The sequence below is a fragment of the Streptomyces sp. BV286 genome (assembly GCF_019090165.1).
Taxonomy (GTDB): Bacteria; Actinomycetota; Actinomycetes; order Streptomycetales; family Streptomycetaceae; genus Streptomyces.
Genome location: NZ_JAHRIB010000048.1, coordinates 120006 through 132051, shown reverse-complemented (window position 1 = coordinate 132051; position 12046 = coordinate 120006). Strand labels below are relative to the sequence as shown.

The window sequence follows — 12046 nt, the reverse complement described above, 5'->3', positions numbered from 1 at the left end:
GCGCCGGCCCGGGCCGCCCAGGCGCCGGTGCGCCTCGCGTTCGTCGGCGCGGGCAACTACGCGACATCGATGCTGCTGCCGCACCTGTCACAGCGCGACGGCGTCGAGTTGTCGACCGTCGTCACCACGACGGCGCTGTCCGGGGCCAACGCGCAGCGGAAGTTCGGCTTCGCCGAGGCGACCACCGATCTCGACGCCGTCCTCGGCGACAAGTCCATCGACGCGGTGTTCGTGGTCACCCGGCACAGCTCGCACGCCGAACTGACCCGGAGGGCGCTCCTCGCGGGCAAGGCCGTGTTCGTGGAGAAGCCCCTGGCCCTCACCGAGGACGAGCTGGCCGGTGTGCTCGCTGCGGTGGAGGAGTCCGGGAACGACCGGCTGCAGGTGGGCTTCAACCGCCGGTTCGCGCCGCTGCTGCAGGAGGCACGGCAGCGGTTCGGCGCCCGGACCGGTCCGGCGAGCCTTCGCTACCTGGTCAACGCGGGACAGCTCCAGCACGGCAGCTGGTACCTCCAACAGGGCACCGAGGGCTCGCGGTTCGCCGGTGAGGGCGGACACTTCATCGACACGGCGAGCTGGCTGCTTCAGGCCGACCCGGTCTCGGTGTACGCGGTCGCCGCCTCCGGCAACGAGGACCTGCACGTCGTGCTGGGTTACCCGGACGGGTCCACCGCCACCATCAGTTACGTCACCACCGGCGCGCCCACCTTCCCCAAGGAGACGCTGGACCTGGTCGCGGACGGCAAGGTGCTGCGGCTCGACGACTTCGTCCGCGCTTCGGTGTACGGCCGCAAGCGGTGGGTCAGTTCACGACTGCCCAAGGCCCGCGACAAGGGGCAGAACGCCGAACTGGCCGCGTTCGTCAAGGCCGTGCGGACCGGCGGGCCGATGCCGGTGCCCCTGGAGTCGCTGGTCGCCACCACGGCGGCCACCCTCGCCGTGCAGGCCGGCCTGGCCGCCGGTGCGCCGGTGACGTTGGCGAGGACGCGATGACCGTGAGCTCGGGAAGCCCGGGCTGGTACCTGCGGCGGCTGTCCCGGATGGGACCGCGGGAGGTCGGCGGCAGGGTCGGCGACACGGTGCGCAGGCGCCGGTGGCGGTCGGCGCGGCCGGACTGCCCGATCGTGACCGACGCCCGGTTCACCGCGGTCCTGCCCGCCGGGACGACTGCCGCCATACCTCCGGACGCCGCGAAACGTCTCGTCGCCGAGGCGGACCGGCTGATGTACGGGCACGCCGAGTTCTTCGGGGTGGTCCGCGACGACCTGGTCGACCCGGACTGGTGGTGCGACCCGAAGACCGGGCGCCGGGCTCCCTGGGGGTACGCCTTCGACGTGCCGTACCGCAACGAGGACGCGGTCGGCGACATCAAGCAGATCTGGGAGCCGTCCCGGCATCAGTACCTCACCGTCCTCGCCGCCGCCTACGCGATCACCGGTGACGAGCGGTACGCGGAGCGCGTGGCCGAGCACCTGCGGTCGTGGTGGGCGGCCAACCCGCCGCTGCGCGGAGTGCACTGGATCAGCGGCATCGAGCTGGGCATCCGGCTGCTGTCCTGGGTGTGGATCCGGCGACTGCTCGACGGCTGGCCCGACGCGGCCGCTCTGTTCGAGGACAACCCGGTGGCGCGGAACCAGATCTGGCACCACCAGCGCTGGCTGGCCGCCTTCCCCAGCCGGGGCTCGTCGGCGAACAACCACGTCATCGCCGAGGCCGCCGGGCAGTTCGCCGCGGCCTGTGCGTTCGGGTGGTTCCCCTCCTCGGCGCGTTGGCGGGCCGGCGCGCTGCGGTCGCTGGAGCGGCACCTGCGCGGCAACACCTTCGTCTCCGGCCTCAACCGCGAGCTGGCCACCGAGTACCACGGGCTGGTGCTGGAGCTCGCCCTGGCCGCGGTGGCCGAGGCGGACGCGGCCGACGTGCCGGTCCCCGCGTCCGTCCGGCTGGTGCTGCTGCGGATGACCGACGCGCTCGCGGCCGTCGTGGACAACCGGCTACGGCCACCGCGCCAGGGCGACGCGGACGACGGCCACGGTCTGGTCGTGGACGGCGCGGGCACCGACCGCTGGGCCTCGCTGCTGGCCACCGGGGACGCCGTGTTCGGCCGGCTCGCCTGGTGGCCGGCGGTGACCGGCACCGATGTGCGCACCCCGCTGCTGGCCGCGCTCATCAAACGCACGGAACCGTCCGTGACCCGCCCGGCGGAACGGCCGGCCCACTTCGCCGACGCCGGGCTCACCATCCTGCGTGGTCCGGAGGAGATCTGGTGCCGCTGCGACGGGGGTCCGCACGGCTTCCTGTCCATCGCCGCGCACGCCCACGCGGACGCACTCTCCCTGGAGGTCCGGCACGACGGCGTCGACGTGCTCGCCGACCCGGGCACCTACTGCTACCACGGGCAACCCGAGTGGCGGCAGTACTTCCGGTCGACCCTCGGCCACAACACCCTCCAGCTGGACGGCGACGACCAGTCCCTGCCCGGCGGCCCCTTCCTGTGGACCCGGCATGCCCGCAGCCGCGTCCTGGCCGCGGACCCGTCCGACGCCTCCGAGGCAGGGACGGCCCGCTGGTGTGCCGAGCACGAGGGATACCAGGACTCCGTGCACCGGCGCCGGGTCGAGCTGACGGCCGCGAGCCGGGAGCTGAAGGTCGTCGACGAGGTACACGGCCCGCGCCGGAACGCCCGGTTGGCGTTCCACCTCGGCCCGGCGATCACCGCGGACCTGGTGGGAAACCGGGCCCGGCTCTCCTGGACCCGGGACGGCGAGGACCGCTCCGCGGTACTGGACCTGCCCGGGCAGCTGTCCTGGCGTGCGCATCGCGGCGAGACCGACCCGCCGCTGGGCTGGTACTCCGCCGGATTCGGGCGCAAGGAACCCTCGACGACGCTGGTCGGCACCGGATTCTCCGACGGCGCGGAGGGCTTCACCACCGTGCTCAGGTTCTGCGGCTAGGGGGACGCGTGGTGACGAAGTGGCGGAACTGGGCGTCGCCTGCGACCCCGCTGGCGCTGATCCTGCTGGCGGCGACCGGCTGTACGAGCACATCCGACGCCGGGGCCAAGCCGACCGACACGCCCTCCGCGTCCGGGGCGCCCGCCACGCCCGTGGCCCGCGTGTGCGCCAAACCCGCGGCCGGGCCGGAGAAGGCACCGGTGGGCGCGGTGACGGTCGACCCCGCAGTGGTCGGTGACCTGGCCGAGAAGACCAAGAGCAGTCCCCCGGGCACCACGTTCTGGCTTCGCCCGGGCAAGCACAGGCTCGATCCGGAACGCTACGCCCAGGTCATCGCCAAGAAGGGGAACCGCTACCTCGGTGCGCCGGGCGCGGTGCTCGACGGCGGCAAGAAGAACAACTACGCGTTCAGCGGTACCGCCCCCGACGTCACCATCAGCCACCTGACCGTGCAGCGTTTCGTCGCGCCGCCCGACGAGGGCGTCGTCAACCATGACATGGCCGACGGATGGGTCATCGAGCACTCGAAGATCCAGTACAACTCCGGCGCCGGGATGATGGCAGGCGCCCGCCAGCAGGTCCGCGCCAACTGTCTGCGCGACAACGGCCAGTACGGAATGAACGCCTACAAGACCGGCGACTCCATCCGCGGACTGGTGGTCGAGGGCAACGAGATCGTGGGCAACAACACCGACGACTGGGAGCGGCGCAAGCCGGGCTGCGGCTGCACCGGAGGCATCAAGTTCTGGGCCGTCGACGGCGCCGAGATTCGCGGCAACTGGGTGCACGACAACCGCGGTGCCGGCCTGTGGGCGGACAACAACAACAACGACTTCCGCATCGAGAACAACCTGCTCGAGGCCAACGACGGCGCCGCGCTGATGTACGAGACCAGCTACAACGCGGTCGTCCGGAACAACACGATCCGGCGGAACAACTGGGTCGAGGGCCGCAAGTACGCCGACCGCGGCGACCCCTTCCCCTACGCGACCATCTACATCTCCGAGGCAGGCGGCGAACCACGGATCCGCGCACGCACGGACAAGATCGAGATCTACCGGAACGTGCTGGAGAACAACTGGAACGGCATCACCCTGTGGGAGAACGCCGACCGGTTCTGCAACAGCCCGGCCAACACCTCCACCGGGTACTGCACGTTGCTGGTGAAGGACACCGACCGCTGCGAGCGGCCGGCGATCACCACGGCGCCGCTTTACGACGACTGCCGGTGGAAGACCCAGCGGGTGGACATCCACGACAACCGCTTCCTCCTGGACCCGGCCGTCGTCAAGTGCACGACGAAGTGCGGCCGCATGGCGGTCCTGTCCAACTACGGCACCTATCCCAAGTGGTCGCCGTACAAGGGCAAGCGGGTGGCCGAGGCGATCACCCACAAGCAGCACAACCGCTGGCACGACAACGTCTACCGCGGGCCGTGGAGCTTCGTCCCCGTCGACACGGACCGGACGCTCGACTCCGGGGAGTGGCAGGGCACGGCGTACCGGCAGGACGCGGGCAGCACCTTCGCCCCGCAGGCGGGTGACTGAGTTGGACGGGAACCCCACGCGTGGCGCCCTGGCCGGCAGCCCGGACACCGCAGCCCCGCGGTCCCGCGCCGAACCCCGCCCTGCCGGCACACCGAAGGCCGTCGGGATCGTCTGGGCGTTGCTCGGCCTCAACACGCTCGGCTCCGCAGGGGCGAAGACCATCGTCCCCCTGCCCCGCTCCCTCATCCAGATGGTCACCATGGGCGCGCTGGCCGCCGCGTTCGCGCTGGCACTCGCGCTCAACCCCCGGCTGCGCATCCGGGCCGGCGCCTTCCTGTTCCTGCTCACCCTGCTGCTCGTGCCGAGCGTGATCTCCAGCGCGAACCTGGGCGTCGGGTACGGTGCGCTGTTCCGCTGCGCCCGGCTGGGTCTCTTCGTCGGCACGCTGTGGCTGCTCAGCCGGTGGTGGGACGGCAGCCTGACGTTCGTCCGGCACCACATCCGGATGTACTTCGCGGCGCTCGGGACAGCTGCCGCCGGACTGCTCATCTCACCGGGCGCGGCCCTGCCCGAGACCTACGGCGGCCGGCTCGTCGGCGCGCTCTGGCCGCTCACCCCGCCGCAGATCGGGCAGTACGCCGCCGTGATCATCGGGCTCACGGTGCTGCTCGTACTGGGACGCCGGACCACCGGGGGCAGCGCGGCCCTGGTCATCGTGCCGTCGCTCGTCCTGCTCGCGCTGACCCACACCCGGACGGCCACGGTCGGTCTGCTCGTCGGCCTGATGCTGGCGATCGGTTCGCTCGTCATGACCAGCGCCGCCGCCCGCCGGTTCTTCGTCTGGACGGTGCTGGTGTCCACGGTGGCGACGGTGGGCTTCGCCTCCGCGCTGCAGGCGTGGTTCCTGCGCGGACAGACCAAGGAGTACTTCACCAGCCTCACCGGTCGGGCCAAGGTCTGGGACGCCCTGCTGGCTGCGCCCCGGACGACCGCGGAGCAGGTGCTCGGCATGGGTCTGGGCGACAAGTCGTTCGGCGGGCTGCCCATCGACAACAGTTGGCTGGCCGTCTACAACGAACAGGGACTGATCGGCGTCACACTCGTGGCGACGATGATCATCGTGCTGGCCGGTGTCGCCCTGCTGCGGCCACCGTCGCTGCAGAGGGCCTGCGCGATCTTCCTGATCAGCTATGTCGCGATCTCCTCGTACACCGAGGCCGGCCTCGGCGACGCCTCGCCGTATCTGCTGCATCTGGCCCTGGCGGCCTCGCTGCTCGCGACACCCGCCGCGGACCCGCCCCTCCTGGCGGCCATGCCCCTGACGACGCACGCAGTCCCCCGACGACGTATCCCGCGATGGGCCAGGAGGTGACCTTGAGCATGCATGTCCTCGTGGTGCACAACCGCTACTCCTCGGCGCAGCCGAGCGGGGAGAACAGGGTGGTCGACCAGGAAGTGGACCTGCTGCGCGCGGCAGGCCACCGGGTCGAGGTGTTCGAGCGGCGCAGCGACGACATCGCCGGCCGGTCCCTTCCCGGCAAGGCCGCGGTGCCGCTGCTCGTGCCGTGGAACCCGGCGGTCCGCACGGAGCTCGCCGCCCGCCTGCGCGCCGACCGGCCGGACGTGGTGCACATCCACAACGTGTTCCCGCTCCTGTCGCCCGCGGTTCTGGCCGCCTGCGCCGACGCCGGCGTGCCCGCCGTCGCCACGCTGCACAACTACACCCAGGTCTGCCCGCCGGGCACCCTGCACCGGGACGGCCGGCCGTGCACCGAGTGCGTCGGGTCGAAGACGGCCCTGCCCGCCGTCCGGCACGGCTGCTACCGGAACTCCCGCCTTGCGACAGTGCCGCTCGCGGTCAGCCTGACGGTCAACCGGCGGCGGTGGTGGTCCGGCGTGGCGCGGTTCCTGTGCATCTCGGCGGCGCAGCGCGACGTGCTGGTGCGGTCCGGCATGCCGGCCGAACTGCTGACGGTGAAGCACAACTTCGTACCCGACCCGGGGACCGCCCGGACGAGCACCGGTGAGCATGTCCTCTTCCTCGGGCGGCTCGCCGAGACCAAAGGCGTGCGGCTGCTCATGGCCGCGTGGGACGAGCTGGCCGCGGACGGCGGAGTGGGCGTGCCGCTCGTGCTCGCCGGCAGGGGGCCGCTGGAGCGGGAGGTGGCCGCTTGGGCGGCGGGCCGGGACGACGTGCGCTACGTCGGCCTCTACGACCGGGAGCAGTGCTGGCGGGCCGTCGCGCGGTCGGTCGCCGTGGTGGCTCCCTCGATGGCACTGGAGACGTTCGGCCTGGTGGTCGCCGAGGCGATGGCGGCGGGGGTCCCGGCCGTCGCCGCCGGTCACGGGGCCTTCGTCGAGCTCGTCGAGGACGGGGTGACCGGGCTGCTGCACCGGCCGGGCGAGAGCGCCTCGCTGGCGTCCTGTCTGCGCCGGATCACGGCCGAGCCGGCCCGCAACGCGCAGCTGGGCCACGCGGCACGGCGCCGCTACGAGCAGCACTTCAGCCCGGCCGTCGGACTGGAGCGCCTGATGGACGAGTACCGCACCGCGATCGCGGGTCGGACGGAATCAATGGGGGGCAGTAAATGACACGATGCCGACTCTGCGGCTCGGCGACACTGGCAGGCGTCGTCGATCTCGGGGCGACCCCGCCGTGCGAGAGCTTCCTCGCCGCGGACCAACTCGACCAGCCGGAGCCGGCGTACCCGCTGCACCTGCGGGTCTGCACCGACTGCTGGCTCGCGCAGATCCCTCCGCTGATCACCCCGGAGGAGACGTTCAAGGAGTACGCGTACTTCTCCTCCTTCTCGACCTCCTGGGTGGAGCACGCGCGCACGTTCGTCGCCGACGCAGTGGAGCGCGTGGGCCTCGGACCCGACGCCTTCGTGGTCGAGGTCGCGAGCAACGACGGGTACCTGCTGCGGCACGTGGTGGACCGCGGGATCCGCTGCCTGGGCATCGAGCCGTCGGTGAACGTCGGCGCCGCCGCGCGGGACGCGGGGGTGCCCACGCTCACGGAGTTCCTGGACCCGGCCACGGGCGCCGCCGTCCGCAAGGAGCACGGTCCGGCGGACCTGGTCGTGGCCAACAACGTGTACGCGCACATCCCCGACGTGGTCGGGTTCACCCAGGGGCTGCGCGCCCTGGTCGCCGACGACGGCTGGGTCTCCGTCGAGGTGCAGCACCTGCTGACCCTGATCGAGGAGAACCAGTACGACACGATCTACCACGAGCACTTCCAGTACTACACGGTCGCGTCCGCGATCCGGGCGCTGGCGAGCGGCGGACTCACGCTCGTGGACGTCGAGTTGCTGCCCACGCACGGCGGCTCCATCCGGCTGTGGGCCCGGCCTGTCGAGGTGGCCGGTGAGCCGTCCCGGCGGGTGGCCGACGTGCTGGACCGGGAGAAGGCCGCCGGGCTGCAGGAGCTGTCCGGGTACACCGAGTTCTCCGCCCGGGTGGCCAAGGTGCGCCGGGACCTGCTGCGGTTCCTCATCGACGCGGCCGAGCGGGGCGAGACGGTCGTAGGCTACGGCGCCCCGGGCAAGGGCAACACCCTGCTCAACCACTGCGGCATCCGGCCCGACCTGCTCGCGTACACGGTGGACCGCAATCCCTACAAGCACGGCAGGTTCACCCCGGGCACCCGCATCCCGATCCTGCCGCCCGAGCGGATAGCCGCCGACAAACCCGACTACGTCCTCGTCCTGCCGTGGAACCTGCGGGACGAGCTCGTCGAGCAGCTGTCCTTCGTGCACGACTGGGGCGGCCGCCTGGTCTTTCCCATTCCGGAACTGAGCATTGTCGAGATCGCGTCTGGAGAGGTCACAGCATGAAGGTCGTTCTGTTCTGCGGCGGTTACGGGCTGCGTATGCGCAGCGGAGCTTCCGACGACATGCCCAAGCCGATGGCGATGGTCGGCCCGCGGCCGCTGATCTGGCACGTCATGCGCTACTACGCGTACTTCGGGCACACCGAGTTCATCCTGTGCCTCGGGTACGGGGCCCACCACATCAAGGACTTCTTCCTCAACTACGAGGAGACGACGTCCAACGACTTCGTCCTGCGCGACGGGCGGACCGAGCTGCTGTCCACCGACATCGCCTCCTGGACGATCACGTTCGTGCAGACCGGTATCGAGTCACCGATCGGGGAGCGGCTGCGCCGGGTGCGCCACCATCTGGACGGCGACGAGATGTTCCTCGCCAACTACGCCGACGTGCTCACCGACGCCCCGCTGCCCGAGATGATCGACCGGTTCGCCCGGCGTGACGCCGGTGCGTCGATGATGGTGGTGCCGCCGCAGTCCTCGTTCCACTGCGTGGACCTGGGCGAGGACGGCCTGGTGGGGGGCATCACCGCGGTGAGCGACATGCCGTTGTGGGAGAACGGCGGCTACTTCGTGCTCCGCCAGGAGGTCTTCGACCACATACCGGAGAACGGTGACCTGGTCGCCGACGGCTGTGCCCAACTCGCCAAACAGGGACGGCTGTTGGCGCACCAGCACCGCGGGTTCTGGAAGCCGACCGACACGGTGAAGGAGCGGGCCGCGCTCGACGACGCCTACGCCCGGGGCGAGCGCCCGTGGGCCGTCTGGGAACGGGACGGCGTGAGCGCGGCCGGCAGCAGGGCCGGCGTCGGCGCGAGGACCTCGTGATCCGGCTCGGGGCGGGGCGCCTCGACCGGATCGTCGCGGTGGGCGCACACTGCGACGACATCGCCATCGGCGCCGGCGGCACGCTGCTGACGCTGTGCCGGGCACATCCTGGTGTACGCGTCGACGCGCTGGTCCTGTCCGGCGGCGGCAGCGAGCGTGAGCAGGAGGAGCAGGCCGCGCTCGCCGCCTTCTGCCCGGGCGCCGACCTGCGGCTGACCGTGCACAAGCTGCCGGACGGGCGGCTGCCCGCGCACTGGGAAGAGGCCAAGGCCGCGGTCGAGGAACTGCGCGGGCAGACCGAGCCGGACCTCGTGCTGGCCCCCCGTACCGATGACGCGCACCAGGACCACCGCGGCCTGGCGAAGCTGATGACCACGGCGTTCCGCGACCATCTCGTACTCGGCTACGAGATCGTCAAGTGGGATGGCGACCTCGGCCGTCCCACGGCATACCAGCCGCTGTCGCCGGAGACCGCCGAACACAAGGTGGGGCTGCTGCAGGAGCACTACCCCTCGCAGCGGCACCGGCCCTGGTACGACCGGGAGGCCTTTCTCGGGCTCGCCCGGATCCGCGGTATCGAATGCCATGCGCGCTACGCCGAGGCGTTCGCCGTCACCAAACTCACTCTCGACCTGGGGGAATGAACCTTGCGCGTACTGCTGACCGGACACCAGGGCTATCTGGGCACCGTCATGGCCCCGGTCCTCGCGGCCGCCGGGCACGAGGTCGTCGGCCTTGACGCCGGCCTGTTCGCCGACTGCGTGCTCGGCCCGCCGCCCGCCGACCCGCCGGGGACGCGGGTGGACCTGCGCGACGTCACCGCCGACCACGTGGTCGGGGTGGACGCCGTCATCCACCTGGCGGCGCTGTCCAACGACCCGCTGGGATCGCTGGCGCCCGAGCTCACCTACGACATCAACCACCACGCGTCCGTGCGGCTGGCCCGGCTGGCCCGCGACGCCGGGGTACGACGCTTCCTGTACGCGTCCACCTGCTCGGTCTACGGCGCCTCGGGTGGCGACGATCTCGTGGCCGAGGACGCCCCGCTGCGCCCGGTGACGCCGTACGCGGAGTCCAAGGTGCGGGTCGAGGACGACCTGCACGCCCTCTCCGACGGCGACTTCAGCCCGGTCTTCATGCGCAACGCCACCGCCTTCGGGTACTCCCCCCGGCTGCGCGCCGACATCGTCCTGAACAACCTGGTGGGCCACGCGCTTCTGTCCGGCGAGGTGCTGGTGCTCTCCGACGGAACACCCTGGCGCCCGCTGGTGCACGCCGCCGACATCGCACGGGCCTTCACGGCCGCGCTGACCGCGCCGCGGGAAGCTGTGCACGACCGGGCGTTCAACATCGGCAGCGAGACCAACAACGTCACGATCGCCGAGATCGCCGAGCAGGTCGCCGAGGCGGTGTCCGGCTCCAAGGTGGTGATCACCGGCGAGAACGGTGCCGATCCGCGCTCGTACCGGGTGGACTTCTCCCGGTTCCGCGCCGCGGTGCCCGGCTTCGACTGCGAATGGACGGTGAAGCGGGGCGCACTCGAACTCGCCGACGCCTACCGCGAACACGGGCTGACCCAGGAGGACTTCGAGCGGCGCTTCACCCGACTCGCCGTGCTGCGCGCGGCGTCCGACGCCGGCACCGTCGACGACACCCTGCGGTGGCGCCGGTGACCGCGCACAGCGAGGAGATGTACGCGCTGGTGGAGCGGATGTACCCGCTCTGCCGGAGCATCACGGGGGACGGCGTGCGCGCCACCCTGGACATCGTCGGCGAGTACATCCCGCTCCAGGTGCACGAGGTGCCGACCGGGACCCAGGTGCTCGACTGGACGGTGCCGCAGGAGTGGAACATCCGCGACGCGTACATCGCGGACACCGCGGGCAACCGGGTCGTCGACTTCGCCGCGTCCAGCCTGCACGTGCTCGGCTACAGCGTGCCGGTGTCGGCGACCATGCCGCTGGCCGAGCTGCGCGGACACCTGCACACCCTGCCGGACCACCCGAGCTGGGTGCCGTACCGCACCAGCTACTACAAGCCGGAGTGGGGTTTCTGCCTGGCCCAGGAGACCCTGGACGCGATGCCGGACGGCGAGTACGAGGTGCGCGTCGACTCCACGCTCGCCGACGGCCACCTCACCTACGCCGAGCACGTGGTCCCCGGGCAGGTCCCCGACGAGGTGATCGTCTCCTGTCACGTCTGCCACCCGTCGCTGGCCAACGACAATCTGGCCGGTATCGCGGTGGCGACGTTCCTGGCCCGGGCGCTGGCGGAGCGGACGCCGTACTACACCTACCGGTTCATCTTCGCGCCCGGCACCATCGGCGCGATCACCTGGCTGGCCCGCAACGCGGAACGGATCGAGCGGGTCAAGCACGGTCTGGTACTGGCCTGCGCCGGCGACCCCGGCCAACTGACGTACAAACAGAGCAGACGCGGCGACGCGGAGATCGACCGGGTGATGCGGCACGTACTCGCCGACTCCGAACGCCCCCACCACGTCACGGAGTTCACCCCGTACGGCTACGACGAGCGGCAGTTCTGCTCGCCGGGCTTCAACCTCGGCGTGGGCTCACTCACCCGCACCCCGTACGCCGGCTACCCCGAGTACCACACCTCGGCGGACAACCTGGACTTCGTCTCCCCGGAGGCGATGGCGGACACGCTCGCCGTCTGCGGTGAGGCGTTCGCCGTCCTGGACCGCAACCGGCGGTACCTCAACCTCAGCCCCCACGGCGAGCCCCAGCTGGGACGGCGTGGGTTGTACGAAGCGCTCGGCGGGCGCAGCGACACCAGACAGGCGCAGATGGCCATGCTCTGGGTGCTCAACCAATCGGACGGCGAGCACAGTCTGCTGGATGTCGCCGAGCGGTCCGGGCTGCCGTTCAGCACCGTCGCCGCCGCGGCCGACGCCCTGCACGGCGCCGGGCTGATCAAGGCGTGACGCC

10 protein-coding genes are annotated in these 12046 nt (G+C 71.4%); all 10 read left to right on the top strand.

Annotation, left to right across the window (positions count from 1 at the left end; translation table 11 throughout):
- Positions 1–993, top strand: a 993-nt coding sequence (locus KUF83_RS07105) for a Gfo/Idh/MocA family protein (protein WP_217453701.1), incomplete at its 5' end; no start/stop codon positions are given.
- Positions 990–2951, top strand: a complete 1962-nt coding sequence (locus KUF83_RS07100; RefSeq protein ID WP_217453700.1) for an alginate lyase family protein — start codon at positions 990–992, stop codon at positions 2949–2951. The genes KUF83_RS07105 and KUF83_RS07100, both read left to right, overlap by 4 nt.
- A gap of 11 nt (positions 2952–2962) precedes the next feature.
- On the top strand, positions 2963–4498 hold the full coding sequence (locus KUF83_RS07095) for a right-handed parallel beta-helix repeat-containing protein (RefSeq protein ID WP_374106003.1): 1536 nt from the start codon (positions 2963–2965) through the stop codon (positions 4496–4498).
- 1 nt (position 4499) lies between these two features.
- The gene (locus KUF83_RS07090; RefSeq protein ID WP_374106002.1) at positions 4500–5810 is read left to right on the top strand and encodes an O-antigen ligase domain-containing protein; all 1311 of its coding nucleotides are present in this window, start codon (positions 4500–4502) and stop codon (positions 5808–5810) included.
- Between the two features lie 8 nt (positions 5811–5818).
- Entirely contained in the window at positions 5819–7030 is a 1212-nt protein-coding gene (locus KUF83_RS07085) for a glycosyltransferase (RefSeq protein ID WP_217453711.1), read from the top strand.
- Positions 7027–8277 (top strand): class I SAM-dependent methyltransferase, encoded by a 1251-nt coding sequence (locus tag KUF83_RS07080; protein WP_217453698.1) that lies wholly within the window; start codon positions 7027–7029, stop codon positions 8275–8277. Before KUF83_RS07085 ends, KUF83_RS07080 begins: the two co-directional genes overlap by 4 nt.
- Positions 8274–9098 carry a glucose-1-phosphate cytidylyltransferase gene (locus KUF83_RS07075; protein ID WP_217453697.1) on the top strand — a complete coding sequence of 275 codons (825 nt, stop codon included), beginning with the start codon at positions 8274–8276 and terminating at the stop codon, positions 9096–9098. The genes KUF83_RS07080 and KUF83_RS07075 overlap by 4 nt, the downstream gene beginning before the upstream one ends.
- Positions 9095–9742: a PIG-L deacetylase family protein gene (locus tag KUF83_RS07070; RefSeq protein WP_217453696.1), complete on the top strand. Its 648-nt coding sequence runs from the start codon at positions 9095–9097 to the stop codon at positions 9740–9742. The genes KUF83_RS07075 and KUF83_RS07070 overlap by 4 nt, the downstream gene beginning before the upstream one ends.
- Positions 9743–9745: 3 nt before the next feature.
- The gene (locus KUF83_RS07065) at positions 9746–10771 is read left to right on the top strand and encodes an NAD(P)-dependent oxidoreductase (RefSeq protein ID WP_217453695.1); all 1026 of its coding nucleotides are present in this window, start codon (positions 9746–9748) and stop codon (positions 10769–10771) included.
- Positions 10759–12042, top strand: coding sequence for a DUF4910 domain-containing protein (locus KUF83_RS07060; RefSeq protein WP_217453694.1), 1284 nt, complete (start codon positions 10759–10761; stop codon positions 12040–12042). The genes KUF83_RS07065 and KUF83_RS07060 overlap by 13 nt, the downstream gene beginning before the upstream one ends.
- The last annotated feature ends 4 nt before the right edge of the window (positions 12043–12046 follow it).